The following is a 24,750-nucleotide window of genomic DNA, read 5'->3' as shown; positions in this document are numbered from 1 at the left end:
CATTCGCTCATAGACTAACAGTGTTAGGTTGCGATTTTTGATTGAGCAGGGATACGGTTATGAGCACCTCAACAACTTCAACGGAACGCAAAGCGCTGGGCCTGCGGCTGGCTCCTTGGCTGGGCTGCCTGGCCATGATTGGGCTGCTGATTCTGGCGACCACGCAGTGGAACGAGTGGACCAGTAGCCGCCGTATACAGAGCACTCAGAATGCTTACGTGAAATCCGACTTTGCGGTGCTCAGTGCCAAGGTTTCGGGCTACGTGAAAGCCTTGCCCTTGGGGGATTATGAGCAGGTCAAGGCGGGGGATCTGATTGCGCAGATTGATCCGGCCGATTACGAGCTTGCCGTGGCGGCAGCGCGGGCGGAACAGTCCAAGGCGCAGGCCCATCTGGACAATCTGGACGGTGAAATTGCACAGCAACAGGCGCGTATTAAAGAGGCGCAAGCCAAGCTGCGCTCCGTGCAGGTGCGCGTGCGGCAATATCGTAATAATCCTTCGCGTCAGGCAAGGCTGGTCAAGGAAGGTGCCTTGTCACGGCAAGGCTATGAAAACGCCCAGGCCGATCTGGATGAGGCAATCAGTCAAGGGGAGGCCGCTACCGCGCAAGTGGAGCTGGCGAAAAACTCCCTGAAGGTTCTGCAGGGGCAGCGTGCGATTCGTACCGCTGATTTGAAATCGGCTGAAGCTGCCTTGGAGTCTGCTCGTCGCAATTTGGGCTATACGCGGATTGTGGCCCCTTTTGACGGGGTCTTGAACAAGCGTCATGTGCAAGTAGGCAGCTTGTTGAACCAGGGCACGCAGATTGTTTCCATCGTCCCCCTGGAGCAGGCCTACGTCATTGCAAACTACAAGGAAACGCAGCTTGCGCATGTGCAGCCTGGGCAGCCGGTGGAGTTGACCGTGGATGGCTTGCCCGGTGGCAGTTGGCGGGGGCGCGTAGTAGAGATTGCACCCATGAGCGGGGCTGAGTCTTCCTTATTGCCTGCCGATAATGCCTCCGGAAATTTCACCAAAGTGGTGCAGCGCATACCGGTGCGTATTGAGCTGGAGCCGGGCCAGGCACAGTTGGAGCGTCTGCGCCCTGGTATGTCGGCACAGGCCAGAATCGACACGGCGGGTTCCCACGTTGCGGCTTATGACATGCCGGGTTTGAAACAGACTCGTCAACTGGCCGTCGTTCGGGCTCAGGAGGGCTGACCATGCCGTTCTCCAGGCTGATGGCTAATACGCAAACCGCACGCCCCATCCTGACCGTGATGGCGATCTTCCTGGGCGCGGTCTTGACCACCGTGCAAGGGCGCCTGTTTTCCGCAGCCTTGCCGGACTTGCGCGGCCAGTTTGGCTTGGATGTGCTGGAGGCGGCCTGGTTGGGAACGGCCTTGAATGCGGCGCAGTTGATCTCCATGCCGATTGCGCCTTGGCTGGCAACTGTAATCGGGCCGACCCGGGTACTGCTGGTTCCCAGCCTGCTGTTGGGCTTGGCCGCCTTTTTGATTCCTTTCTTTGCCCATCATTACCCCGTCTTGTTGAGCCTGCACGGACTGGCCGGACTTTGCCTGGGGATTTACCTGCCACTGACGATGTCCCTGGCTTTGCGCAGTGTGCATCCTCGGCTTTGGCTGGCTGTCATGGCAGCGTACAGCTTGCGTGTTTCAACCGGCATGGATGCGGGCTATGGCACATCCGGTTTTTTACTGGAGGAGTTCAGTTGGCATTGGGTGTATTGGCCCACTGCTTTTGTGGGGCCAGTGATTGCGTTTCTGGCCTGGAAAGCCATGCCGTTGACGCCTATAGATCGCGACCAATTGCAAAACGCCGATTGGGGCGGGATGGCCTTGTTTTGTACGGGTTTGGTGCTGGCCTTTGTCGGGATAGAGTCCGCGGAACGGCTGGGCTGGACTGATTCCGGTCTGGTTGTTTCTGCTCTGCTCGGTGGCGTGGTGCTTGTGGCGGCCGCCATAGGACGTGGCATGCGCAGGCAGAACTCCTTTGCCAGCCTGATGGCTTTGAGCAATCGAAATATCCGTGTGTGCCTGATTATTGCCTGCCTGTTCGGCGTGCTGATGACACCGACGTCTTTGCTGATTCCCAGCTTTCTGACCCAGATGGGGGACTTGAAACCCCTGCAAGCGGGTGCTGCCACCTGGATTGCGTTTGGGGCTTACCTGGCCTCGACTCCGCTGGCGATCTATCTGGCCCGACGTCTTGAGCCACGCCTGATGATGATTCTCGGCCTAAGCATCATCGCCTTCACCGCCTGGCTGGGAACTCATATTAGCCACGACTGGCGTGTGGAGCAGTTTGTTTCGATCCTGATTTTGCAGTCTGTGGGCGAGAGCACCATGTTGATCGGGTTGATTGCTGCTTTTGTGACCAATCTGAATCCTCAACATGGAGTGGCTTTGGGTGTGTATGTCCCCATTGCTCGTGTCTTTACGCCTGTTGCCGCCGCCACGCTGGTGTCTACCTGGCTGCGCATGGCAGGCGATATCAGCCGCAGCAGTCTGAGTAGCCATCTTGTAGAGGGTGACCCTCTGGTTATGGAGCGGGCTTCGGACGGCGTGGCCGCCTTGGCTCGCGTTCTTGCTCGTGAATCACAGGTCGCTGCACAGATCAGCGCCTACAACCTGGTGTTTTGGTGCAGCTTGCTGGCCTTGTGTCTGGCCGTGCTGCTGCGTTCTTCACCCCCCAATCCCATTGCGCCTCCCTTTGCTCGACCTGTTTAGGTCCTGGCGGAGAGGCGGTTTTTTTAATCAAGGAGATTCATTATGAAATTAGGTTTATGGACAGTGGCTTGCACGGTTTTGATCGCTTCAAACTCTGCTTGGGCGGCTGACGGAACTGCACAGGTGCAGGGCCAGAGCTACAGCAAAAGTCGCGCCCAGGTTGTGCAGGAACTGGAGCAAGCTCGGGAACAGGGATTGATCAGTGTCGCTGCGCATGGTTACCCCAAAGTTCCACAAGGCCCGGCTAAAACGCGCGCTCAGGTGGTTCAGGAGTTGCAAGAGGCCCAACAAGCCGGTTTGCTGAATTTTGCAGACGATGAATATCCAGTCCTGCCTGCGGGCAGTGTTCATAAGACGCGTCAGCAGGTTGTGCAGGAGCTGGAACAAGCCAGAAAACAGGGCCGCCTTTTGTATGTAGCCCCATAAGGCTGTCTTGAGCTGCCTTTGCGGTATTTTGTTTAAGGTTTAAAAAGGGACTGAGACTGCCTAACGGCAAGCTCAGTCCCTTTTGCTTTTATGAAATTGCTTTTGCGGGAACGGGTTTCAAACCTGGGCTATAGGATGACGCATCAAACGCAGCGCCACCAGTACAGACAAGCTAACGACCACTGCACTGAACAGATAAATCGCTTCCAGCCCCCAGGTTCCTGCGACTGCGCCCAGGGCAGGGCCGGTGATGCCCAAAGAAATGTCCAGAAAGGCGACATAGGCGCCCATGGCGACACCTCGGCTTTCGGGTGGTGCGCGGCGTACGGCCTCGACACCAAAACCAGGAAAGGCCAGGGAATAGCCCCATCCGGTCAAGGCTGCACCCAGGTACGCAATCGCAGGGCTGTGGGCACCCCAGATCAGCAAGAGACCCACTGCTTCCACCAGCACGCACAGCAAAGCGACGCGTGCCCCGCCCAGCTTGTCAGGCAGATGACCAAAGAACATGCGCGCAGCAATGAAGGCAAGCCCAAAGGCAGTGAATGCCAGCGAAGCATTGCCCCAGTTGCGATCAGCAAAGAGCAGGGCGATAAAAGCGGTCAGACTGCCAAAACCGACACTGCATAGCAGCAAGCCCATACCGGCGCCCCAGACCAATCCCAGGACTTGGTAGAAAGGGGTACGACGCAGCGCAGTGGGGGCGGTGGCGCGGGTCTTAAGCAGCATCACCAGGGAAATCAAAGGCGACAGCGTGACGGCGACGGCGATACCGTTAAAACCGTAATCCTGGTTCACCACAACACCCAGAGGGGCGCCGACGGCGTAGGCGCCGTACATGGCCACACCCACCCAGGCCATGACTTTGCCTGCATTTTGCGGGCCAACCAGGCCGATGCCCCAGCTCAAGGCACCCGTCACAATCAGGCTTTCACCGCAACCCAGCAAGATACGGCCAATCACCAGCACCCAGACCGATAGGGTTGGTGTGCTGACAAAGCTCAACGAAGCCAGATAGGCCAGGCCGGACAAGCACATCACCATCAAACCCAGCATGACGGCGTGCTTGGAGCCTTGTGTATCAGCCAGATTCCCGGCCCAGGCACGGGAGAGCAAAGCGGCTGCGAATTGAACACCGATAACCAGGCCCACGACCAGCGTACTCATCTCCAGCACATTGTGTACATGCAAGGGCAGTATGGGCAGGGGCAGCCCGATACTTAGAAAACTGACGAACACGGCCAGCGTGATAGGGAGTAGCGTTAGAAAAACATGGGCGGCAGGTGGCGACTGCGCCTTCGAGGTGGCTTGCGCCGAATTGGGTACAGACATGAAACACTCCAAACATGAGTAATTGCTCGATATTTGAGATAATATGAATAATTACTCACATCGAAAACTCGCATTCGGAGTTCTTATGCAAACGCTCCCTCAAGCCCGTCGTATCCCGCGTCAAAGCCGTTCCCGAGCTTTGGTGGAGGCGATTTTGGAGGCAACGGCTCGCGTTTTGTCCGAGCGTGGCTATGCTGGCACCAATACCAATGTGGTCGCGGAGGTGGCTGGAGTCAGCGTGGGCTCGGTGTATCAGTACTTCCCGAATAAGGACTCACTGATTGCCGCCTTGCATGAACGCCATGCTTTGCAAATGAACCAGGCTATGGAAAGCAGTCTGGCCGATACGCAGTCCCTGGGGTTGCGGGGGCGTTTGAGTGATCTGGTCAAAGCCTGGTTGGCCGCGCATCGGGTGGACCCGGAATTGCATCGGGTACTGGAAAAGGATTTTCCTTTCTTTGATGCGCCAGCCAGCGAGAGCCAGGCTGATCAAAGTATTCGTGACCGCATTCGTCAACTGCTGGAAGAGCACCGTAGCGAGGTTGCCCCGCAGGATCTGGATTTAGCCACCTGGGTAGTAATGCAAAGTCTGGAGTCCCTGATTCATGGTGCGATCATTCCGCCCGGTGTGCCGTATCCACCGGAGCAGGTGGAAGAGGCCATTGTGGACTTGCTGTGTGGATATTTGGGCTGTGCGGGCTGTGGGAATGGGGGTGAAGGGAGCTGAGTTGTCGAGCCGATTCTCGAGTGAGTTTTGGCTCATATGAGTTTGTTGTTTGCTGGCCGGAATCACCTTAGCTAAGGCATGCAGTGGACGATGTATTGCAGCAACACGAAGGATGGGGGGAGCATAGCCAGCTTTACGAGTGTATACCCCCTGTGCTCATGGTCCTGTCTCAGATCCCCAGGTGGCAGCAATCAGGTGCCTGCAGTCTCGCAAGGTCTCAATGTGTGTTTTACAGACCATCAAGAGCTTCCGTCAAAAAGGCGCCAATCCTTGTGGATATGGCGCCTTCTTTTTCAGGAGTTCACGAGCGGAACGGAGTCGATAGGCCTAGACCTGTCGCCCGATTTCTTCCATTGCTTCCTGAATTTCCAACCACTCTTCTTCCAGCGTTTGATGCGTCTTGGTGAGCTCACCATGTTCGGTCATCAAGGCGGGGCGTTGGTCCTTGTAGCTGTCGGAGTAAAAGTCGGGGTCCTGCATCAAGGTATCCAGTTCCTGCAAACGCAGCTGAGCTTTCTCCATGGCTGACTCCACTTTCTTCAAGCGGCTTTCCAGTGGCTTGCGTTGTTGGGCTTGCCGTTGACGCAGTTCGGCTTCCTGACGGCGTTGGGTCTTGCGGTCTGTGCCTTCAGCACCTGTATCCGCACGCGCTTCCTGACGAGCTTCCGAGCGCGATTGCGCGCTGCGGGCCAGTAGCCAGTCGCGGTAGTCTTCCAGGTCGCCATCAAATTCCTGAACCTGGCCATCGGCCACAATCCAGAACGAATCAACGGTAGAACGCAGCAAATGGCGATCGTGCGATACCAGCAGTACGCTGCCACCGTAATCAGCCAGGGCTGCCGCCAAGGCTTCACGGGTATCCACGTCCAAGTGGTTGGTTGGCTCGTCCAGCAGAAGCAGATTGGGTTTTTGCCAGACAATCAGGGACAGGGCCAGACGCGCCTTTTCACCCCCGGAGAAGGGAGCGGTCAGGCTGGTGACCATATCACCGCTAAAACCGAAAGAGCCCAGGTAATTGCGCAGTTCCTGCTCGCGCACATCCGGAGCCAGGCGCGCCAGATGTTGCAGGGGAGTGGAGTCCGGGTCAATGGAGTCCAGCTGGTGCTGGGCAAAGTAGCCGATTACCAGACCTTTGGATTCCAGGCGTTCGCCTTTGATAGGTTCCAGCTTGCCGGCCAGGGTTTTGACCAGTGTGGATTTACCCGCACCGTTCATCCCCAAAATACCCACACGGGCACCGCCGCGTACCATCAGACGGACCTGGCTCAAAATCGCCTTGTCCTGACCGGGGTAACCCAGATCGGCTTGATCCAATGTCAGCAAGGGATCGGGTGTGTATTCGGGCGAGGGCAGGCGAATGGAAACGCTTGAGTCGTCGCGCAAGAGCGTCACGGTCTGCATGCGGGCCAACGCCTTGACGCGGCTTTGTGCCTGCTTGGCTTTGGTGGCCTGGGCCTTGAAGCGATCAATAAAGCTTTGCAGGCGCGCGGCTTCACGGGTTTGACGCTCGTAGGCGATCTGGCTTTGTTGAACGCGCTCGGCACGTTGCACCAGAAAGTCGTTGTAGCCGCCTTTGTAGCGAACCAGCTTGCCTTGATCCACGTGCAGAATCGAACGGGCCACGGCATCCAGAAACTCGGTGTCGTGCGAAATCAGCAGGACCGTGCCGGGGTAGGAGCCCAACCAGCGTTCCAGCCAGAGCATGGCGTCCAAGTCCAGGTGGTTGGTAGGTTCGTCCAGCAAGAGCAGGTCAGAAGGTGCCATCAGGGCGCGGGCCAGGGACAGGCGCATTTGCCAGCCACCGGAGAACTCGCGCACGGGCAGCATCCACTGATCGGGGCGGAAACCCAGACCGGCCAGCAGTTGCTCGGCACGCGAGGGGGCGGACCAGGCATCGGCTTCGATCAGGGCGTTTTCCAGTTCGGCAATGGCTTGGCCATCGCTGTCGGGCGTATTGGCACGTTTTTCCTGCAAGGCACGCAAGCGCTCGTCGCCATCGATAACAAATTCGCGGGCAGGGCGGTCACGGTCTGGAATGGTTTGGCGCACACTGGCCACTTCCCAGACTTCGGGGATGCTCAGGTCACCCCCGTCCAGATCCAGCTCGCCTTGCAGCAAGGCAAACAGCGAGGATTTACCCGCACCGTTCTTGCCCACAATGCCCAGGCGCTCGCCCGGGTTGACGATGAAATCAGTATTGTCCAGCAGGACTTTGACGCCGCGACGCAGCGTAATTCCAGTTGCGCGTATCACAGAGCCAGTTGCTCCCGGCTTAACAAGAGAATCTGGTCTTCAGCGGTTTCCGTGCTCAGCCAGATCGGCTCCAGCTCCGGGAAAGCAGCGATGAAATTGTCGTACTCATTGCCGATTTCCAATACCAGCACACCTTCGGGCGCCAGGAAGTTGGGGGCCGCTTCCAGAATGCGACGCACCAGATCCATACCATCGTCGCCGCCAGCCAGGGCCAGTTGTGGCTCGTGCTGGTATTCCTTGGGCAGGTTTTGCATGGACTGCTCATTCACATACGGTGGGTTGCAAATGATCAGGTCGTAAGCGCTTGGCGGCAATTGATCCAGCAGATCGCTCTTGTACAAGCTCATGCGATCGTTCAGCTCGAAGGCATCGATGTTTGATTGGGCCACTTCCAGCGCGGCGTCGGACAGATCCACGGCATCGACCTGGGCTTGCGGGAAGGCCAGTGCCGTCAAAATAGCCAGACAGCCCGAGCCAGTGCACAAATCCAGGGCGTTGTAGATGGCATCGGGGTCCGCAATCCAGGGTTGCAACTGCTCTGCCAGCAATTCAGCAATGGGAGAGCGCGGCACGATGGTGTCGGCGGTGACGCGGAAGCGATGGCCTTGCAGCCAGGCTTCGCCAGTCAGGTAAGCGGCGGGCACGCGCTCGTTGCAGCGTCGTGCGACCAGGGCCAGATAGGCAGCGCGCTCGGACTCCAGCACGGTGGCATCCAGATACGGGTCCAGCGTGTCCAGGGGCAAATGCAGGGTGTGCAGCAGCAGATAGGCGGCCTCGTCCCAGGCATTGTCACTGCCATGGCCAAAGGCCAGCTGACAGCGGTTGAACTGGCTGACAGACCAGCGCAACAAGTCGCGCACGGTGCGCAGTTCCTGCTGGGCTTCCAGCAGGGAGGAATGATCGATGCAAGGGCTTAACAAAGCAGGGATTCCAATGTACGGCGATAAATGTTTTTAAGAGGCTCAAGATCAGCCACAGCAACGTGTTCATTGATTTGATGGATGCTGGCGTTGAGCGGGCCAAATTCGACCACTTGAGGGCAGATTTTAGCGATAAAGCGACCATCCGAGGTGCCGCCTGTCGTGGACAGATCGGTTTCCACGCCGGTTTCGGTTTCAATGGCCTTGGCAAGAGCCTGGCTTAGCGGTCCGGCCTCAGTCAGGAAGGGTTCGCCACCCAGTGTCCATTCCAGTTGGAAATCCACACCATGGCGGCGCAGGATGGACTCCACTTCGGCTTGCAGACCGGCAGGTGTCTGCTCGGTGGAGAAGCGGAAGTTGAAATGCACATCCAGCTGACCGGGGATCACATTACCCGCGCCGGTGCCGGCATGAATATTGGAAATCTGAAAGCTGGTGGGCGGGAAATCGATATTGCCGGCGTCCCACATGCGGTCTGTCAGTTGGTGCAGCGCAGGGGCGAATACATGCAGCGGGTTGATGGCCAATTGCGGGTACGCCACATGGCCTTGGCGACCCTTTACGATCAAGTGGCCGGACAGGGAGCCGCGACGGCCATTTTTAATGGTGTCACCTAATTGGCGCGAGCAGGTAGGTTCGCCCACGATGCAGTAGTCCAGCTGTTCGCCACGTTCTTTCAGCACTCGGCAAACATGCACCGTGCCGTCGGTGGCCGGGCCTTCTTCATCCGACGTCAGCAGCAGGGCAATCGAGCCTTTGTGTTCAGGATGGGCCTGGGTAAATTCCTCAACTGCGTGGATGAAGGCCGCAATCGAGGCTTTCATATCCGCCGCACCACGGCCATACAGCTGTCCGTCCCGCACGGTGGGCTCAAACGGGGGCGAATCCCAGGCCGCTTCCGGCCCGGTGGGAACCACGTCTGTGTGACCGGCAAAAACAAACAAGGGCGCCTGGGTGCCACGGCGGGCCCACAGATTGGACACCGGGCCGCTGGGCAGATGTTCCAGGCTAAAGCCCGCTTGCTCCAGCCTTGCGCCCAGCCATTGCTGGCAGTGGGCGTCCTCAGGGGTGACCGAGGGGCGGGCAATCAGGGCTTTGAGGGTGTCTAGTACAGAATTATCAGTGCTCATGTTCAGGCGCGAAGTAAATCATTAATACTGGTCTTGGCGCGGGTACGGGCATCCACACGCTTGACGATGATGGCGCAGGCCAGGCTGTAGAGCCCATCGGCCGAAGGCAGGGAACCAGGGACCACTACCGAACCGGCAGGGACACGGCCCTGGTAAATCTTGCCTGTTTCGCGCTCGTAAATTTTGGTGCTTTGCGACAGGAAGACGCCCATGGCCAGCACCGAGTTCTCTTCTACGATGACCCCTTCCACCACTTCGGAACGGGCACCGATGAAACAGTTGTCCTCAATGATAGTGGGGTTGGCCTGCAGAGGCTCCAATACCCCGCCAATACCGACGCCACCCGACAGGTGAACATGCTTGCCGATCTGGGCGCAGGAACCAACGGTGGCCCAGGTATCCACCATGGTGCCTTCACCGACATAAGCGCCGATGTTCACAAACGAGGGCATCAGCACGACATCGGGTGCTACATAGGCGCCTTGGCGTACCACAGCACCGGGAACGGCGCGAAAGCCTGCCTGGGCAAACGCAGCCTGGTCGTGCTGCTCGAATTTCAGAGGCACCTTGTCATAGAAGGGAGCGGGCTCGCTGGCCATGACGCGGTTTTCGTTGATCCTGAAGGACAGAAGAATCGCTTTCTTGACCCAGTCGTTGACCTGCCACTGTCCGTCGATTTTTTCCGCCACACGCAGGGAACCGTAATCCAGCTTTTCGATCACGGTATGGATGGCCGTGCGCAGTTCAATGCTGTGTTCTTGGGGGGAGAGGGAAGCTCGCTGTTCCCACGCCGATTCGATCAGACTTTGGAGGTCGCTCATAGGCTAGGCTCTGTGAATGCAGGCCGTCTTTGGCAGTATCGGGATACAGAAGGCGCATGATGCGCGGTTTACCACCGCAGCGGCCGAGCTTGAATGGAGGCAACAGGATAACCGAGTCTGCCCCTTCCATGCACGGTTTTGTGGCTTTCTTTGTCGCTTTTGAGGACAGATGCGTGTGGAATGCAGTCTGTCAGCAAGGTCAGGAAGGTGGTGTGTTGGCCAAGTGAACTTCATGTGCAGATGTGAATGCGGAGGTCTGCAATATCTGTATTGGATTTTTTCTGTTTACTTTATTTCTGAAGTTTTTTTCTTTTTTCTTGTGGTTCGATAATTATTTTTCTACTTACCCTTGTTTTTCTTATCGCAGCTATTTTGTTTATTTATTATTGCTGCTGCTCAATTCAATCAGCTGCGTAATCAAGTATTTCAAGATAATAAAAAATAAGCATGTATTGCCATACAAGCTTTGTGTGAAATTCTTGGGCGAGGCCTGGTTTGCGGGTGTGTGCTGCCTGATCGTATAGCCTACTTCTTTCTCGCTTGTCTCTGTAGGGCTTATGTAAAAAGGGTTTAACCCTTTTTCGTCCAGGGTCATGAGTCTATCCATGTTGAGAATGAGGTGGCCTGCAGCCATGCGCTTTGATTCGGTTTCTCTTTTTACATTTTATAAAATTTATCGATTTTTTATCTGCCTAGAATGATCGTGAAGTGTTTTTTTGCTGCATTCAGTTCTTGTTTTTCATTCAAACGGAGGGCTTATGCGATCGATCCTTTTATGGCTTCTGGGTGTTCCTATCCCTATCATCATTTTGCTGGCTCTGTTTTGGCACTAAGGTGCGTGCGATCACAATCTGAAATAAGGAATCATCATGGCTACAACGCAATTTGGTTCGGATGCAGGTTTGGGGACGCAAGCCGTGGCGGAGTCTTCGCACTCCGCTGTGTCTTGGGGCGCTGTCATCGGGGGCGCGGTTATTGCCGCTGCCATGACGGTGACCTTGCTGGTAGGTGGGACCGGCCTGGGTTTCATGGCAATCTCCCCGTGGAGTAATGACGGGGCCTCAGGCACCACGATGGCTATCGGGACGATTATCTGGCTTTTTGTCACGCAGATCATTGCCTACGGTATTGCGGGCTATGTCACTGGACGTCTGCGTACCAATTGGACAGGTGTTCACGGTGACGAAGTTCATTTCCGCGATACGGCACATGGTTTTCTGGTCTGGGCCGTGAGTGCGGTTGTCAGCGTCTTCTTGCTGGGCTCGGGTGTCGCCTCGCTGGTCTCGGGTACGGCTCAGGCGGGGGCGAATCTGGCCGGGGCTGGAGTGGGAGCGGCATCGGCCATCGTAGGCCAGGCAGGCAAGGATCAGGCGCAAGGCCCTGGTTTGGGCTATTTCACCGACACCTTGTTACGTCCGGCAGATCCTGCCAATGCACCTGCTCAGACTGGCAACCCGGAACGTGAGGTCAGCCGGATTCTGGCTCGCAGCCTCAAAGAAGGGGAGGTGTCCCAGCAGGATCAGGATTACTTGCTGCGTTTGGTGGCCAACCGTACCGGCTTGACGCCCGAGCAAGCCAAGGAGCGCCTGGACTCCGTGCAAAAGCAAGCCAAGGAAACAGCCGACAAGCTGGAGCAGCAAGCTCGTGAAGCGGCTGACACCGCTCGCAAGGCTGCCGCTGCTTTCGCGCTGTGGGCATTTGCGTCCTTGCTGGTAGGTGCCTTCGTGGCCAGTCTGGCTGCAACGATTGGTGGACGGGCGCGTATCACGCGTTAAGCCCCAGTCATGATGCCAGGCCGCTTATAAGTTGAGGCGGGCAGTGCAGGCCCCCGGATGTCAGAGCTCCGGGGGCCTTTTTGTTTCTGCTTCCATCAAGTTGCTGTCTTGTCAGTTCCTTCAAGGAACACGAATAAAGTTGCTGGGTGCTTGCCCCAAGCGGCGCCGAAACATGGTGGAAAAGGCACTGGAGCTGTCGTAACCCAGATCCAGTGCAATCTGTGTGACGGATTGGCCTGCAGACAGCTTGGCCAGAGCCGCCAGCAGACAGGCTTGTTGACGCCATTCACTAAAACTCATGCCAGTTTGTTGCCGGAACAGGCGCGTAAAACTGCGCAGGCTTTTATTGATTTGCCCGGCCCACTGTTCTGGCGTGCTTTGAATATTGGGCTGACTTAAAAAGTCTTTGCAGAGCTTGGCCAGGGATGGGTCTTGAGGGATGGGGGCAAAGAGCGGCATGGTTTGCGCCAAACCGACTTCATGCAGAAGCAGTTGAGCCAAGGCGCCGTCGCGGCCATCTTCCTCGTACAGAGCGGGCAAGGCCAGGGAGGCCAGCAACAAGTGATGCAGCAAGGGCGTAATGACCAGCACTTCGCAGTGTGTGCTGCTGCGAGGTGCTGCTTCCGGCTCTATATATAAGCTTCGGGTGCTGGCGCTTTGCATGCGTACGCGATGGCGTTTGCCAGCTGGAATCCACACGCCGCTATAAGGTGGAATTACCCAGGCGCCATCGTCGGTTTCGACTTCCATCAGCCCGGTCATGGCATAGAGCATTTGCGCCCGTCGGTGCACATGAAAGTCCAGCAGCGTGCCCGGCGCGTAGTCCGTGCCAATCGCCAGCAAGGGGCGAGGGGTGGCATCTACGCTATCCAGTCGTACATTGTGCATAAGCAAGCCTCTGGCCGAAACGAAAGTATTGTTGACCGGTTTTAGCATGCCAGCCAAAGCAGGGCGACCTATTCTTGGGTTTTGTCATCTGTGTTGATGGGCGGCTATGTATTTTCTATTGCTGTTTTTTGGTTTGCTGGCTGGCGTGACCACCGTGCTGTTTGGCTTCGGTGGCGGTTTTGTGGTGGTTCCCGTGCTGTATTCGGTGCTGATTGGCATGTATGGCGTGGACAGTCAGATGGGGCAGGCCGCCATGCATATTGCGGTGGCCACTTCCACCTGCGTCATGATTTTTGGTGCTGGCCTGTCTACCTGGCGCCACCACAAGGCGGGCACTGTGCCTTGGGGGCAAGTGCGTCCTTTGCTCCTGTTCATCGCCTTGGGGGCGATTCCCGGTGCGGCAGCAGCCATGGCCTTGAGCGGGTCCTGGGTACGTTGGGTTTTTGTGGTGTATCTGGGCCTGACGATTCTGGATAGCCTGTTTCGTTCCGGCTTCACCCAAGAGTCCAGCAATACCATGCGCCCTTTAAGCAAGGCCAGTAGCGCTGGGGCCGGGGTGATTATTGGTGCGATTGCCGCCTTTTTGGGTGTCGGTGGTAGCGTGATCACCGTCCCCCTGATGCGTCGACGCGGTGCCAGCATGACCGCTGCCACGGCCGCAGCCAACCCCTTGTCCTTGCCGATGGCGGTGGTGGGGAGCCTGACCTACGCCATGCTGGCCTGGAATGCCGATTCCTTGGGGGCCTGGCATGCAGGTTATATCGACTTGCGGGCATGTCTGGTGCTGGTGATTGGCTCCTGGCTGGGGATTCGCTTCACCTCGCGCTGGATCGGCAAGATCCCGGACAGCATTCATGCCAAAGCCTATATCGCCTTGTTGGGGCTGGTGTTTTTGGTGATGCTGCTAGTTTAAGCGTTGCAGGGGTGGCCTTGCGCCACCGATCCTTCCAAGCTTGAAGGCTTCACTTTTCCTGTTTTGAAAACGTGTGTTTTTTTGTTGAGTGCGGCGACATGCAGTGCTTGCTGTGCTGCATTTTTCCCTATACTGAGCAGCACAGCACAAACAGGAGTGGGGCAACATGACAACAGAGATTGCAGTGGTCTTGGGTCTGGCTTTAATCGCGATTGTCTTGTTTGCTACAGAAAAACTCCGAATAGATGCTATCGCCTTGCTGGTGCTCAGCACCTTGGCGGTTCTGGGTTTGGTGACTCCCGAGCAGGCCGTGGGTGGTTTCAGCAATCCGGCCACGGTTACCGTCGCGGCCATGTTTGTGCTGGCTGCCGGGCTGCAAAATAGCGGGGCGCTGTCCGGGATTGGGGATTTGCTGAGCAAGGCACGCTCCCCTGTGCAGTTTCTGCTGCTGTTGTTTCTGGTTCTGGCGGTGATTGCTCCTTTCGTGAACAACACGGCGGTGGTAGCGGTATTCATTCCCATCGTCATGGCCGCCTGCGCACGGATAGGCATGTCGGCTTCCAAAGCGCTTATCCCCTTGTCCTATGTCTCGCAAATGGCCGGGGTCTGTACCTTGGTCGGGACCTCTACAAACCTGCTGGTCAATGCCATTGCCCGCGATCTGGGCCATCCCGGTTTCACCATGTTCGAGTTCACCGCCTTGGGGGGGATCTGTATGGCTGTGGGGTGTCTTTATTTGCTGACGATAGGGCGCTGGTTACTGCCCGATGCCCGTGGCGGCGAGTTGGTCGAGCAATATGAGCTGGGAAAATACATTACCGAGCTTCGGGTGATGCCCGATTCTTCCCTGATTGGCCAATCGGTGGGCGATGCCAAGCTGGGCGAGCAATACGGGGTGTTTGTGTTGGAGCTGTTGCGCGGCGATACCAAAGTGTGGGGCCCGCGAGAGCAGAAGATCGAGCAGGACGACGTGCTGTTGGCGCGCGGAGACTGGACCAAGCTGGACGAGTTGCGCAAAGAAGCGGGTCTGGAAGTAGATCCCCAGTTCAAGCTGGAACAGCAGTCTTTCGAGCAGGTTGATCAGGTCTTGACCGAGGTCATGATTGCGCCGCGTTCGCGTATCAGTGGTCGTACTTTGGGCAGTTTGGGAGCAGGCTGGCACAAGAACGCCACCGTGCTGGGCATTCATCGCCGTGGTCAGGTCTTGCGTGAGCAATTGCGTGCTGTGCGTTTGCAGGTGGGCGATATCTTGTTGATGTTGACTCCGGCCGCAGAGGCGGCCGATTTGCGGGCTGACAGCAATATCATCGTGTTGTCCGAGCGCGAGGCCGAAAAGGAAATGGGCTGGCGTGCGCCGTTTGCACTGGTCACCATGGCCCTGGTGATTTTGCTGCCTGCCTTGGGCTGGGTGCCTATCAGCATCACCTCCTTGTTCGGTGCCGTGGCCATGACACTGGCCGGTTGTCTGAAAGCAGATGATGTGTACGACGCCATAGACTGGCGCATCATCATCTTGATGGCGGGTTTGCTGCCTTTGGGTATGGCCATGAGCGAGACCGGCGCGGCCCAGTTTCTGGTCGAAAATACCGTTGGTCTGGTGAAGTCCTTTGGACCTTTGACCGTGTTGGCCGTGGTCTACCTGATGGCCCTGATGCTGACGGAGTTCATGAGCAATGCCGCTGCTGCTGTCTTGCTGACACCGATAGGAATGTCCACGGCGAAAATGATGGGCGTCGATCCCACTCCATTCCTGATTGCCGTTACCTTCGCGGCTTCCACCAGTTTTGCCACGCCTGTGGGTTATCAGACCAACACCATGGTTTATGGCGCAGGCGGCTATCGATTTGTGGATTTCCTGAAAGTGGGTTTGCCCTTGAATCTGATTTTCTGGGTGTTGGGCGTGTTGTTGATCCCCGTTTTCTGGCCCTTCAATCCGGCTTGAACCCGCTACTTATACGACAAGAATAAAGGAGACCCTGGTCATGGCCTGACTGGCCCCGCAGACCATCCGGATGATGCAGGGACGAGAGGAACCTGATTACAGGCTTGCATCACCCGAGGGGCCGGATTGTTCCTTAGGACCTTTCCAGCGATAGCTCAGCAGCAGCACCCACAGGGTGGCCATGCCCAGTCCGTACAACATGGCTCCATAGGAAACAGAAATATCAATACCGCAGACCCGCGAGAAGCGGTCCGCGGTATCGCAGATATTCTTGATCGCCAGTACAAACAAGACGGTGTTGACGGCCATGGCCAGACAAGCGGACACCGCCCGTTCTGCCCAGATCAGACTGGCAACGGCCAGAATGGACAAGGGCATCAAGGAGTTGAGCACACTGGTATGCCAGGCTGAATACGCCTGGGAGGAGTTGAGCAAACTTTCGTTGACGTGCGCAAAGGGAAAGAGCCACAACACAATCAAAGCAGCGCACAGGAAAAAAATCAGTTTCCTGGTGGTGATGTTGAACACGATTAAAAGTAAAAGTTTGCTTTATGAGGATTTCGAGTGTAACTGAACTGTTTTATGCTTAAAGACAAGTTGTGTAAATTTCTCGGCACAATTTGCGACAATTTTGTTACTTGAATATGACATAAACAGAAGAATTTTCGAATTTAATCACGTTTTCGTGACAAATTGACGAAGTCTATTCCAATCGTCCACCTGAGGTAAATTGGAGTCTGGATTGTATGATGGCTATCTGGATGAACACTGCAGGAGTAACAAGGATGAAACGTTCCGTATGGTGCTTGAGTGCTGTATTAAGTGTGATGGCCTTGCCCGCCTGGGCTGATAACCCGGCTTGCCAGTATCGGGCTGCCGAAATTCAGAACCAGATCAACTATGCTCGCCAGCATGGCAATGTTCATCGAGAGCGTGGCCTGGAGCGCGCCTTGGCCAATGTGCAGATGCATTGCCGGGACGCGGATTTGCTGCGTGATGTACAGGAAGATATCCGCGAGCAGGAAGAGGATATCCAGGAGCGCCTGGATGAAATCGCCGAGAAACGGGCTGAAGGGCGACAAGACAAGGTGGAAAAGCTGGAGAAAAAACTGGAACGTGATCGTGCCAAATTGGCACAACTGCAAGATGAATTGAAAGAATTGCAGGCTCTGGGTGCTCAGTAAAAAGCGTCACCGCAAGTCCTGAGTCTTTTCCTGTTCTGGCGATTGATCGCGTTAAAAAAGCCGGAGTCAGAAATAAATACGTGCTCCCACTGGGGGCACGTTCCTTTGAATCTGAAAGGACTGCTTATAATCACAGGTGCAGTCGGCGCAATGATGTAAGCCGACCAAGCATAAAACAAGAGTGGTATGAGCAGAAAAAGTACAGGTCGTAGCGTTAAAAAAACCAGTAGTAGAAAAAAGACAGGGCAGGCAAACCCGTCCCGATTTCTGAAGTCCGTCCTTGCCGCGGCCCTGACCAGTTTCGGGATTGCAACGGCCTGGCTTCATCCCCAAGGGCTGAACTGGCAAAGTCTTGAACCGTTTCTGGTGTCTTTGGGTTGGCCAGGCGCGACGCAGCAGGATAGTGCGCCTGTCCCGGCCTCGGTCGAGGGGTATGTTCAAACCTCTTTTGCACATTGCCCCCAGTTCTTTCCCGGCTCGCGACCTGTCGTGCCCATGGCTTACACGCAAAGAGAGTTGTGCTTCAGCTCTTTTGCGATTTTGCATAGCGGCCAAACCAAGACGCCGGTGTTTGTCGTCCAGCGTCTGAACCGTCAGCAGATTCAGTCCGCCAAAGGCTTGAAGCGCACGGATCGTTTTTATGCTGAAGGCCGTTTGCCGCAGGCAGAGCGAGCCGAGCTGAATGACTATAGAGGCTCGGGCTTTTCGCGCGGACATATGGCTCCGGCAGGGGATATGGCGTCGGAGCAGAGCATGGCGCAGAGCTTTTCTCTGGCCAATATGGTGCCGCAAAATCAGGTCCACAACGCTGGCCCCTGGAACAAGATCGAAGCCGATACCCGTAAATACGTGGCGCGTGCCGCAGGCAATGTGTATGTGTTCACCGGACCTGTGTACGAGCGCAATGCCGCGACGATAGGTTCCAGCCAGGTTGCCGTTCCCAGTCATTTGTTCAAGCTGGTGTATGACGCCACCACAGGACGCTCCTGGGTACATTGGCAGGCTAACCAGGCTTCCACCCGCGTTGGGCCTCCCATCAGCTACGAGGAGTTTGTAAGACGGACAGGCTTGCACTTGCTGCCTGACACCAGTCTGAAAAGATCGGGTTGAAGCAGACACCTTGGCGTGTGGGCACTAGCCCGTTTTATTTATTGAGTATGGCGTGGACTTGATCTTCAGAAAAATACACGCTGTCCCCGACCTCAAAAACGTGGTAACTGATGTTCTGCTCGCTGACGACGCCCCTGAAATACGCCTTGGGGGTGGCTGGCAGTTGGGTGATACGAACACTGATGTAGCGCTCGCTGGTGTAAGAAACCAGCTGTACATGCATACCTTGCTTCAAATCCAGGGCGCCTGGGAAACGGTCCAGATCGTCATGGCTGACTACAACTCGAAATGCAGTGGGCCTGTGAATGACATAGGCTTCCTTCAGCCGGAGATGTAGAGTCAGGATCTGTTGTGCTTGTGTGCTGATTTGCGCGCCCGGATGTCGGACTTCCTGCTCCAGTTCGGGATTGGGCGTCAGATTCAAGATTTGGGCCAATAGCAAAAATTGTTCGTGAGTCATAAATTGCAAATTATCAGGAAAGGGAATCGACGGGCTTTGGAGGCTCAGGGTACAGTGTTCCTATTGTCCGCGATCGGTTCTGATTTCGATTCGCGGTAATTGCAATAAAGATTTTTTGTAGGGAAAACACAATGATGGTTCGACGTCTGATTCAAAGTTGCGCGGTGCTCGGTCTGGCCGCTTTGATGGCAGCTTGTTCCTCCGCGAAGCCCGGTGGTGGCCCCGTGTCAAAACTCTTTAATGAATGCACCTGGGACCGTGAGTCCTGCATGCACGAGGGCCGTTACGAAGCCGGAGAAAGCGAGTATGCCGAGCGTGAGGCTCGAGATTTGAACCGTCAGTCCGCCGCACGTTTGCGCCGTAGCGGTCTGTAAAAGGGAGTTCTCACGGCAGTGCCGGAGTTGTTCAGCCAAACGAGGTGCTGGCCGTGATTCGTGATGTGTTAGAGCGCCGGCAAACCGCTATTTATTGTGTGGCGATGTTGCTGGCCGCCTGGATGGCCAGTGTCTGGGTGATGCCAGCTAGTCTGGTCGACTGGATCAATCCAGCGCTGGCTTTCATGTTGTATGTCACCTTTGTGCAGGTGCCTATTGCCCAGTTAGGCAAAGCGCTGACCCAGCTGCGCTTTCTGGCCGTTTTGCTTCTGGCCAATTTTCTCCTGATACCTCTATTGGTCTTTGCGCTGGTGCCCTTGCTGCCAGACCACACCATGTTGCGCCTGGGCGTGCTGTTGGTCTTGCTGGCTCCTTGCATTGATTACGTCGTGACCTTTGCTCAATTAGGTCGTGCCGACGCCCGCGCACTTCTAGCCGCTACGCCGGTACTGCTGCTTGTGCAAATGCTGCTCCTGCCCTTGTTTTTGAAATTGGCCTTGGGGGAACAGTTCGGTTTGTACATCAAAGCCGGGCCGTTTCTGAATGCTTTCTTTTACCTGATTCTGATTCCGCTGCTGCTGGCGGGGGCCACCCAGTATCTCGCGGGTAAAAGTCATAGCTGGGCGCAGATAAAAACGGGTTTGGGCTTGGCCCCCGTTCCAGCCACTGCTTTGGTCTTGTTCATCGTCGTGGCGGCTGTTCTGCGACAACTGGAGCCTGCACTGGATGTCTTGTGGCGAGTGTTGCCGGTGTATGCGCTGTTTGCCATTCTGGCTCCTGTCATCGGCTGGGCGCTGGCACGGCAAGCGCAGCTGGCCGTCCCGTTGCGACGTACGGTGGCTTTCAGCAGTGCAACTCGCAATTCTTTGGTGGTGCTGCCTCTGGCTTTGGCGATTCCGGGGGCTTTGCCGTTGTTGCCAGCCATCATTTTGACGCAGACTTTGGTGGAACTACTGGCACAGTTGGCCTATGTGCGTGTGCTGGCTCGCTGGGGCCAAAACGAACAGGCTTGAGCGAGTTCTTGAGCAGGCACGCTTTTTATTGTTTGGTCAGTTGCCAGACCTCATTTGTAGCGGCCTTGCCCAGGCTCCGATAATTTTTTAACTCATTGATTAAAAGGGATTTTGTTTGTCCCTGGACTGAGTCTGCTTCCAAAATGGAGAAGGGGGCGTTTGTCTGCTAATGCCTGTGCAAACCGCTCGCTTTTCAGCAAGAATTTTCACTGGAAAACCGCCGCAAAATTGCGCGTTTTTTTCTTATAGAGCTTATAAAAAAAATCACATGGCAATTGTGTAGCCAAGCTCTATGATCTGCTCCGCCTCAGCCTTGAGTGCAACATCATGTTGCGGGCATGTTCTGTGTCCGCCTTCTATTACTTAGGATATCTTCAAAATGCTAGTTGCCGCTTTTCTGGCGTTTGCAGGCCTGTGCCTGTTCGTTAATGGTGTTCGTCTCTTTTACTCTGAAGGTCATCATGCTGGCAGGCTGGTGGATGCCAAAGATGCTGCTATCGTCAACTTGTTCACGGCCGTACTGGGATTCATCTGCATGTCCCATATCTTGAACCCTGCCAATAGCACCGTGTACTCTCCCTTGTCGGCCATTTATCTGGGCCTGTTTGCCTTGACCTATTTTTGGGTAGGGGTGAACGCGTTTACAGGAAGTGATGGGCGTGCCTTGGGCTGGTATTCCCTGGTGGTCGCCTGCATCGCTGTTCCCGCCGCCCTTACAAATTTGAGCGTAGCCGAGCGGATTTTTGACTACTGGCAAGTCCTGAGCTGGTTGTCCTGGGCAGTGCTCTGGTTCATGTTCTTCTTGCTGCTGGTGCTGAATAAACCCATTGCCCGCCTGACTGGGCTGGTGTCTGCCGTGCAAGGGGTGCTGACAGCCTTGCTCCCCGCGCTGCTGTATTTCTGGGGAGTGATCTAAGAGAGCAGGGCGTTTCTTGGAAAGTAAAAAAGGCCTGGTGTGAAAACTGGGCCTTTTTGCTGCCTGATGCCTTCTGGCATAGTGAAGTAAGAGTCGGTTTTCGCTGATTTCCAACCCTGATGCGCTGCGTGTTCAGCCTGGATTTCACACACAGCGATCAGATTTGCCCCGCTCTTTTCTTCCGCTTCTGATTGTGTCGTCCGGCATCAAGCAGCACAGCACCCGCGCCTGACAGGGATAACTGATCCCCCGGGTTTCTAAGTGGGCAGTCCGTCATGGACAAACACCCACAGCCTATACAGCCATCCAGCTCATCGCGTAGCTGTGTCAGGCTGAGAATCCGCTCATTCAACATATCCCGCCAGCTCGTGGACAAGGTCGCCCAGTCCTTTGCGTTCAGTGGCCGGCCAGTAGGTAATTCATCCAAGGCTGTTTTGATGGTAGCCAGTGGAATGCCGGCGCGCTGCGCAATTTTGATGACCGCAATTTTCCGTAGAACATCCCGGTGATAGCGGCGCTGGTTACCATCGCTACGCCAGCCATGAATGAGACCTTTGGTTTCGTAGTGATGCACGGTTGCAATGGTGACCCCGCTGCGGCGGGCGACTTCACCCACGGACAGAGGGATGCTGGTATCGATTCTCATGGTGTTCGGATCTCTTGACCTCATCTATACATGAGGTTTTATAAAAGACCACTCTTGCCTATGCAAGCTTTTCAAGCGGCAGGGCTACTTTTAAAAGAATGAGTCGAGATCTTATGAAGAATCAGCAAGCTTGCGCGCGTAGCGGGCAAGGGGTACAGACCGGGTGGGGCGCTTTGTTGTCGGGGGCCAATGCCATGCGTGCCCTCGTCCTGGCCGGTGGAGTGGTATTGCATGCCGTCAATGTCTACATTGTGACCACCATTTTGCCCACGGTTGTGCAGGATATTGGTGGGCTGGATTTATATGCCTGGAATACGACCCTGTTTGTCGTGGCGTCTATTCTGGGTTCGGCTCTGTCACCCAAGTTGCTGGCCTTGACGGGCCCTAAAGGCAGCTATGTCGTCGCGGCCTTGATCTTTGCGGTGGGGGCGCTTGTTTGCGCGCTGGCGCCGAATATGTCCCTTTTGCTGTTCGGGCGCTTCGTCCAGGGGATTGGCGGTGGTTTTCTCTTTGCTCTGGCGTACGCCATGATTCGTCTGGTTTTTGCAGAGCCCTTGTGGCCTCGAGCCATGGCGTTGGTATCAGCGATGTGGGGCGTGGCAACGTTGGCCGGGCCGGCAGTCGGTGGCGTGTTTGCGCAGTGGGGAATGTGGCGTGCGGCTTTTGGATCGGTCGCCTTGATTGCCGTGCTTTTTGCCGCTTTGGCATTAGTAGTCCTCCCCAAACGCGAGCAACATGCCGCGGCGGTGAGCAAGGTGGCTATTCCTGTGATTCAACTGCTGTTGTTGACGCTGGCGGTGTTGGCGATCTCTGCCGGTAGTACCTCGGCAGATGTACTGCAAAATGCGCTTGGCCTGGGCTTGGCGGGGGTGTTGGCCGTCGCTTTGCTGGTAGTGGAAAAACGTTCGTCTACCAAGTTGCTGCCATCGGGGGCGTTTCAGTTCAGATCTGCTATTGCCAAACTCTATGCCTTGATGTCCTTGTTAGTGCTGACGGTGACCAGTGGTGAAGTTTTTGCACCGCTTTTTCTGCAAGTCTTGCATCAACAGTCCCCGTTAGTAGCGGGGTACCTGACGGCGCTGATGGGGGCGGGCTGGACGGTAGGGGCAATTATCAGCTCGGGCCTGGGGGGAAAAGCCATTACGCGGGCGATCATGGCTGGGCCTATCCTGGGACTGCTGGGTATGGTGGGGCTTGTTGTTTTACTGCCAGATACCAGTACGGGTTCCGTCCTGGCTCTGGCACCGATTTGTCTGGCTCTGGCCTTGATAGGCGTGGGAGTAGGGGTAGCTTGGCCCCATTTGCTGGTGCGGGTTTTCAAGGCAGTGCCAGCCCAAGAGCAGGAACTGGCGGGGGCATCGATTACAACCATTCAGCTCTTTGCAACCGCAAGCGGAGCAGCCTTGGCTGGAATGATTGCCAATGCGGGTGGACTCATTGATCCCGGTGGCGTGGAGGGAACGCGTCAAGCGGCTTATTATTTATTTGGAATTTTTGCTGTGGCACCGCTGTTAGGGATAGGAGTGGCAAGGAACTGTCGGGCGTGAATGCTGTCTGATTAATTATGAGCCAGCTAATTTGTTCAGCATTCTGCTAGGGTTAATACTAGAGCGTCCATTAATTAGCTCTTATTGATATAAGATTTAGTGCAATTGAAGCCTGGTTCTATATTTTTAATTTTCATGAAGGAGGTTGCCTTGTGAATAGTGCCCCCTTTACTAATCAGGTATCCAAACCCGATCCGCAGCCTAAGCCCATGCGCTGGCCTAGCGATTTTCCGGGTAAACACGATCGGCAGGAATAAGCTCCGGATTTAATCGGGAAGCCGCCTTCAAGGGCGGCTTTTTTGTGTCTGCGCTTCAAGGCTTCCTTTTGTGGGGCTCGGAAATGAGGGGGGGTGGGGGGAATCTTTCGGGCTTGATAGTAGGGATATCAGGTGACGTGCCCGTTGCTCTTGCTGCTTCACTAAGCTGTTTGTTGTGGCCCAGCCATCTCTGTGCCGACTTTCTCTCTATGCAGGGCATGGTTTTCGTCTTGTCTGGCTGGCCGTGTTGAAGTCCTCCCTGAGACTCCCTGACGACAAAATCCCTTCCTCTTGGGCCGGTTTCAAACCGGCTTTGACCTACGTCTATAGAACGATGTCCATACTCCCTTTCAGCTCATCAATGTAGTATAAAGTAACAAATATTCTTCGGTTTATTGGTCTTTCAGGCAAATTTATGACCTCTTTATGCACGAAAAATGTAGTTATCGAGTAAAAAACAGGAATAAATGTTATTTATTGTCAAATGTGACTAGGTAATATAATTACTTGCGAATGATTGTCATTATTGATTTTTTATAAAGGAAAGATGGGGATGAATCGCACTCCAAAGCCAAGTCCTGATCCGGCTCCCAAGCCCGAGCCGCAACCCATGCGCTGGCCCAGTGACTTTCCTGGAAAGCACGATCGCTACAACTGATGTTTAAGTAGAGGTGTTCAGGAGAAAAGCACAGTGCCCAGCGGGGGTCTTGCGATTCTGCCCCCCCCCGGCACGTGCTTTTTCTCAGCAGTCTCGAGGTCGATTTCAGTAAATACCGTTGGATTTATCAGATCTATATAGCGCAGCTTTGGTGGGCTGTTACCTGAAAATAACTTTATTAGCGCGGACAAGCTTTAACTAATGATTGTGAGAATGGGCTAGCTTTCGTACGCAACAATACAAGACGTGCAGCGAGTTGATTGAGTGGCAATTATTAGCGGCCAAACAATAACAAGGGAACCAAATCAATAGACGCACTCGCAGTCATGTGCATCGCTCACAGCATTGAACTGGACTCAATACCTAGGCGATGTGGCTATTTTTGTTTTTTTGAGGAATTCGTGGGGCCTTTATGGGGCCTACGATGTTGAATACTTGAAAACAGGCTATTAAAAGCTGTTAGGGTATGAAAGTTAAGCCGTTGATTTTGCTTAAAATTGATTTTTCTGAATCAACGGTTTTCATGCTCTGGTGCGAACGGAGAGACTCGAACTCTCACACCTCTCGGCGCCAGAACCTAAATCTGGTGCGTCTACCAATTCCGCCACGTTCGCAGCACGAAAGAAGTAGATTCTAGCTTGGATTTTCATCCTCGGCAAGTGCTTGCTCCGTATGAAAAACAAATAGATTAGGGGCCATCTTGTACTGGCCCCCAGGTGCTTTTGTA

22 protein-coding genes, 1 tRNA gene and 1 pseudogene are annotated in these 24,750 nt (G+C 55.3%); 13 read left to right on the top strand and 11 right to left on the bottom strand.

Annotated elements, in window-relative coordinates; all coding sequences use genetic code 11:
• The first annotated feature begins 59 nt into the window (after nucleotides 1-59).
• From OSH04_RS12895 to OSH04_RS12885, 3 genes are read left to right on the top strand one after another with little or no spacing between them, the layout of a single operon-like run.
• Entirely contained in the window at nucleotides 60-1,202 is a 1,143-nt protein-coding gene (locus OSH04_RS12895; RefSeq protein WP_060185989.1) for an HlyD family secretion protein, read from the top strand.
• Between the two features lie 2 nt (nucleotides 1,203-1,204).
• The gene (locus OSH04_RS12890; protein ID WP_035268147.1) at nucleotides 1,205-2,731 is read left to right on the top strand and encodes an MFS transporter; all 1,527 of its coding nucleotides are present in this window, start codon (nucleotides 1,205-1,207) and stop codon (nucleotides 2,729-2,731) included.
• A 42-nt stretch (nucleotides 2,732-2,773) separates the two neighbouring features.
• Complete coding sequence (locus tag OSH04_RS12885; protein WP_266108615.1) at nucleotides 2,774-3,157, top strand: DUF4148 domain-containing protein; 384 nt, start codon at nucleotides 2,774-2,776, stop codon at nucleotides 3,155-3,157.
• Between the two features lie 117 nt (nucleotides 3,158-3,274).
• Here OSH04_RS12885 and OSH04_RS12880 read toward each other — a convergent pair whose 3' ends face one another.
• Entirely contained in the window at nucleotides 3,275-4,489 is a 1,215-nt protein-coding gene (locus OSH04_RS12880; protein ID WP_266108614.1) for an arabinose transporter, read from the bottom strand.
• 85 nt (nucleotides 4,490-4,574) lie between these two features.
• Here OSH04_RS12880 and OSH04_RS12875 point away from each other — a divergent pair, with 85 nt between their 5' ends.
• Nucleotides 4,575-5,216, top strand: coding sequence for a TetR/AcrR family transcriptional regulator (locus OSH04_RS12875; RefSeq protein WP_137430897.1), 642 nt, complete (start codon nucleotides 4,575-4,577; stop codon nucleotides 5,214-5,216).
• Nucleotides 5,217-5,543: 327 nt separating this feature from the next.
• Here the strand turns inward: OSH04_RS12875 and OSH04_RS12870 are convergent, their stop codons facing one another.
• The 5 genes from OSH04_RS12870 to OSH04_RS12850 form a co-directional block, all read right to left on the bottom strand.
• Nucleotides 5,544-7,469 (bottom strand): ABC-F family ATP-binding cassette domain-containing protein, encoded by a 1,926-nt coding sequence (locus OSH04_RS12870; protein ID WP_088452596.1) that lies wholly within the window; start codon nucleotides 7,467-7,469, stop codon nucleotides 5,544-5,546.
• Complete coding sequence (gene prmB, locus OSH04_RS12865) at nucleotides 7,466-8,389, bottom strand: 50S ribosomal protein L3 N(5)-glutamine methyltransferase (RefSeq protein ID WP_088452598.1); 924 nt, start codon at nucleotides 8,387-8,389, stop codon at nucleotides 7,466-7,468. The genes OSH04_RS12870 and prmB overlap by 4 nt, the downstream gene beginning before the upstream one ends.
• Entirely contained in the window at nucleotides 8,383-9,519 is a 1,137-nt protein-coding gene (gene dapE / locus OSH04_RS12860) for a succinyl-diaminopimelate desuccinylase (protein ID WP_266108612.1), read from the bottom strand. Before dapE ends, prmB begins: the two co-directional genes overlap by 7 nt.
• A gap of 2 nt (nucleotides 9,520-9,521) precedes the next feature.
• Entirely contained in the window at nucleotides 9,522-10,340 is an 819-nt protein-coding gene (gene dapD, locus OSH04_RS12855) for a 2,3,4,5-tetrahydropyridine-2,6-dicarboxylate N-succinyltransferase (protein WP_026482863.1), read from the bottom strand.
• A 376-nt stretch (nucleotides 10,341-10,716) separates the two neighbouring features.
• Complete coding sequence (locus OSH04_RS12850) at nucleotides 10,717-10,935, bottom strand: hypothetical protein (RefSeq protein WP_266108611.1); 219 nt, start codon at nucleotides 10,933-10,935, stop codon at nucleotides 10,717-10,719.
• Between the two features lie 274 nt (nucleotides 10,936-11,209).
• Between OSH04_RS12850 and OSH04_RS12845 the strand changes: the two genes are divergently transcribed.
• A complete protein-coding gene (locus tag OSH04_RS12845; protein WP_009455739.1) occupies nucleotides 11,210-12,115 on the top strand; it encodes a hypothetical protein in 906 nt (301 codons plus the stop codon).
• Nucleotides 12,116-12,235: 120 nt separating this feature from the next.
• Here the strand turns inward: OSH04_RS12845 and OSH04_RS12840 are convergent, their stop codons facing one another.
• The gene (locus tag OSH04_RS12840; RefSeq protein WP_226349275.1) at nucleotides 12,236-13,003 is read right to left on the bottom strand and encodes an AraC family transcriptional regulator; all 768 of its coding nucleotides are present in this window, start codon (nucleotides 13,001-13,003) and stop codon (nucleotides 12,236-12,238) included.
• Between the two features lie 106 nt (nucleotides 13,004-13,109).
• Here OSH04_RS12840 and OSH04_RS12835 point away from each other — a divergent pair, with 106 nt between their 5' ends.
• Complete coding sequence (locus OSH04_RS12835) at nucleotides 13,110-13,916, top strand: sulfite exporter TauE/SafE family protein (RefSeq protein ID WP_009455740.1); 807 nt, start codon at nucleotides 13,110-13,112, stop codon at nucleotides 13,914-13,916.
• Nucleotides 13,917-14,070: 154 nt separating this feature from the next.
• Nucleotides 14,071-15,858, top strand: a pseudogene (locus OSH04_RS12830) (SLC13 family permease); the annotation flags it as partial.
• Between the two features lie 96 nt (nucleotides 15,859-15,954).
• On the opposite strand, the gene OSH04_RS12825 reads toward OSH04_RS12830, so the two are convergent.
• Nucleotides 15,955-16,293 carry a DUF202 domain-containing protein gene (locus tag OSH04_RS12825; protein WP_230940604.1) on the bottom strand — a complete coding sequence of 113 codons (339 nt, stop codon included), beginning with the start codon at nucleotides 16,291-16,293 and terminating at the stop codon, nucleotides 15,955-15,957.
• A 350-nt stretch (nucleotides 16,294-16,643) separates the two neighbouring features.
• On the opposite strand from OSH04_RS12825, the gene OSH04_RS12820 reads away from it, so the two are divergent.
• Together OSH04_RS12820 and OSH04_RS12815 are read left to right on the top strand one after the other, a co-directional pair.
• Nucleotides 16,644-17,042 (top strand): DUF1090 domain-containing protein, encoded by a 399-nt coding sequence (locus OSH04_RS12820; RefSeq protein ID WP_083053741.1) that lies wholly within the window; start codon nucleotides 16,644-16,646, stop codon nucleotides 17,040-17,042.
• Between the two features lie 186 nt (nucleotides 17,043-17,228).
• Complete coding sequence (locus OSH04_RS12815) at nucleotides 17,229-18,152, top strand: DNA/RNA non-specific endonuclease (protein WP_266108610.1); 924 nt, start codon at nucleotides 17,229-17,231, stop codon at nucleotides 18,150-18,152.
• 34 nt (nucleotides 18,153-18,186) lie between these two features.
• Here OSH04_RS12815 and OSH04_RS12810 read toward each other — a convergent pair whose 3' ends face one another.
• Complete coding sequence (locus tag OSH04_RS12810) at nucleotides 18,187-18,612, bottom strand: hypothetical protein (protein WP_251197139.1); 426 nt, start codon at nucleotides 18,610-18,612, stop codon at nucleotides 18,187-18,189.
• Nucleotides 18,613-18,743: 131 nt separating this feature from the next.
• On the opposite strand from OSH04_RS12810, the gene OSH04_RS12805 reads away from it, so the two are divergent.
• From OSH04_RS12805 to OSH04_RS12795, 3 genes are all read left to right on the top strand, one after another.
• On the top strand, nucleotides 18,744-18,986 hold the full coding sequence (locus OSH04_RS12805) for a hypothetical protein (protein ID WP_009455761.1): 243 nt from the start codon (nucleotides 18,744-18,746) through the stop codon (nucleotides 18,984-18,986).
• 104 nt (nucleotides 18,987-19,090) lie between these two features.
• The gene (locus OSH04_RS12800) at nucleotides 19,091-19,999 is read left to right on the top strand and encodes an arsenic resistance protein (protein WP_407066159.1); all 909 of its coding nucleotides are present in this window, start codon (nucleotides 19,091-19,093) and stop codon (nucleotides 19,997-19,999) included.
• A gap of 379 nt (nucleotides 20,000-20,378) precedes the next feature.
• Nucleotides 20,379-20,915 carry an AmiS/UreI family transporter gene (locus tag OSH04_RS12795; protein WP_026482851.1) on the top strand — a complete coding sequence of 179 codons (537 nt, stop codon included), beginning with the start codon at nucleotides 20,379-20,381 and terminating at the stop codon, nucleotides 20,913-20,915.
• A 157-nt stretch (nucleotides 20,916-21,072) separates the two neighbouring features.
• Here the strand turns inward: OSH04_RS12795 and soxR are convergent, their stop codons facing one another.
• Nucleotides 21,073-21,561 carry a redox-sensitive transcriptional activator SoxR gene (soxR, locus tag OSH04_RS12790; RefSeq protein WP_083053739.1) on the bottom strand — a complete coding sequence of 163 codons (489 nt, stop codon included), beginning with the start codon at nucleotides 21,559-21,561 and terminating at the stop codon, nucleotides 21,073-21,075.
• A gap of 113 nt (nucleotides 21,562-21,674) precedes the next feature.
• Here soxR and OSH04_RS12785 point away from each other — a divergent pair, with 113 nt between their 5' ends.
• Nucleotides 21,675-23,108: an MFS transporter gene (locus OSH04_RS12785; RefSeq protein WP_266108609.1), complete on the top strand. Its 1,434-nt coding sequence runs from the start codon at nucleotides 21,675-21,677 to the stop codon at nucleotides 23,106-23,108.
• Nucleotides 23,109-24,552: 1,444 nt separating this feature from the next.
• Here the strand turns inward: OSH04_RS12785 and OSH04_RS12780 are convergent.
• Nucleotides 24,553-24,637 (bottom strand) — tRNA-Leu (locus OSH04_RS12780).
• Nucleotides 24,638-24,750: the final 113 nt, after the last annotated feature.

Origin of the sequence: Alcaligenes nematophilus, assembly GCF_026344155.1 — a bacterium.
GTDB lineage: Bacteria > Pseudomonadota > Gammaproteobacteria > Burkholderiales > Burkholderiaceae_B > Alcaligenes > Alcaligenes phenolicus.
This window is presented reverse-complemented; position numbering and strand designations above follow the sequence as displayed.

What these genes read in the sequence shown, in the direction of transcription:
- OSH04_RS12895 (WP_060185989.1), top strand. Translation starts at nt 60, where the DNA reads ATGAGCACCTCAACAACTTCAACGGAACGCAAAGCGCTGGGCCTGCGG.
- OSH04_RS12890 (WP_035268147.1), top strand. Translation starts at nt 1,205, where the DNA reads ATGCCGTTCTCCAGGCTGATGGCTAATACGCAAACCGCACGCCCCATC.
- OSH04_RS12885 (WP_266108615.1), top strand. Translation starts at nt 2,774, where the DNA reads ATGAAATTAGGTTTATGGACAGTGGCTTGCACGGTTTTGATCGCTTCA.
- OSH04_RS12880 (WP_266108614.1), bottom strand. Translation starts at nt 4,489, where the DNA reads ATGTCTGTACCCAATTCGGCGCAAGCCACCTCGAAGGCGCAGTCGCCA.
- OSH04_RS12875 (WP_137430897.1), top strand. Translation starts at nt 4,575, where the DNA reads ATGCAAACGCTCCCTCAAGCCCGTCGTATCCCGCGTCAAAGCCGTTCC.
- dapE (WP_266108612.1), bottom strand. Translation starts at nt 9,519, where the DNA reads ATGAGCACTGATAATTCTGTACTAGACACCCTCAAAGCCCTGATTGCC.
- dapD (WP_026482863.1), bottom strand. Translation starts at nt 10,340, where the DNA reads ATGAGCGACCTCCAAAGTCTGATCGAATCGGCGTGGGAACAGCGAGCT.
- OSH04_RS12850 (WP_266108611.1), bottom strand. Translation starts at nt 10,935, where the DNA reads ATGACCCTGGACGAAAAAGGGTTAAACCCTTTTTACATAAGCCCTACA.
- OSH04_RS12845 (WP_009455739.1), top strand. Translation starts at nt 11,210, where the DNA reads ATGGCTACAACGCAATTTGGTTCGGATGCAGGTTTGGGGACGCAAGCC.
- OSH04_RS12840 (WP_226349275.1), bottom strand. Translation starts at nt 13,003, where the DNA reads ATGCACAATGTACGACTGGATAGCGTAGATGCCACCCCTCGCCCCTTG.
- OSH04_RS12835 (WP_009455740.1), top strand. Translation starts at nt 13,110, where the DNA reads ATGTATTTTCTATTGCTGTTTTTTGGTTTGCTGGCTGGCGTGACCACC.
- OSH04_RS12820 (WP_083053741.1), top strand. Translation starts at nt 16,644, where the DNA reads ATGAAACGTTCCGTATGGTGCTTGAGTGCTGTATTAAGTGTGATGGCC.
- OSH04_RS12815 (WP_266108610.1), top strand. Translation starts at nt 17,229, where the DNA reads ATGAGCAGAAAAAGTACAGGTCGTAGCGTTAAAAAAACCAGTAGTAGA.
- OSH04_RS12810 (WP_251197139.1), bottom strand. Translation starts at nt 18,612, where the DNA reads ATGACTCACGAACAATTTTTGCTATTGGCCCAAATCTTGAATCTGACG.
- OSH04_RS12805 (WP_009455761.1), top strand. Translation starts at nt 18,744, where the DNA reads ATGATGGTTCGACGTCTGATTCAAAGTTGCGCGGTGCTCGGTCTGGCC.
- OSH04_RS12800 (WP_407066159.1), top strand. Translation starts at nt 19,091, where the DNA reads ATGTTGCTGGCCGCCTGGATGGCCAGTGTCTGGGTGATGCCAGCTAGT.
- OSH04_RS12795 (WP_026482851.1), top strand. Translation starts at nt 20,379, where the DNA reads ATGCTAGTTGCCGCTTTTCTGGCGTTTGCAGGCCTGTGCCTGTTCGTT.
- soxR (WP_083053739.1), bottom strand. Translation starts at nt 21,561, where the DNA reads ATGAGAATCGATACCAGCATCCCTCTGTCCGTGGGTGAAGTCGCCCGC.
- OSH04_RS12785 (WP_266108609.1), top strand. Translation starts at nt 21,675, where the DNA reads ATGAAGAATCAGCAAGCTTGCGCGCGTAGCGGGCAAGGGGTACAGACC.